Annotated in this window: 1 protein-coding gene; it reads right to left on the reverse strand. The window is 39.8% G+C overall.

Going from position 1 to position 249, the window contains the following annotated elements; all coding sequences use genetic code 11:
- Positions 1-249 (reverse strand): hypothetical protein (locus P8629_RS12425; protein ID WP_278166407.1); only part of this gene is annotated, 249 nt, incomplete at both ends.

The following is a 249-nucleotide window of genomic DNA, read 5'->3' on the forward strand; positions in this document are numbered from 1 at the left end:
GTATTTTGCGCCGCTATTTTCTTCATTTTTATATTTGTGAAATATGAACTGCGAAGCGTGCGAAACATACAGAAGGCGAACATTTCCATTGTAACATATAACGAAATGCTCGTCTTTATAACATACACCTTCCATGCGGTCATATTCCGGCAACCAACCTTTCGGTAGTGCATTCATTTTCGCCAATCGTTCGCCGAAATGGTCAGCATGTGCCGCAATGGCAAATATTTTAACTTCTTTTACCATTTC

It is taken from the genome of Hydrogenovibrio sp. 3SP14C1, from assembly GCF_029625905.1.
Classification (GTDB): Bacteria; Pseudomonadota; Gammaproteobacteria; order Thiomicrospirales; family Thiomicrospiraceae; genus Hydrogenovibrio.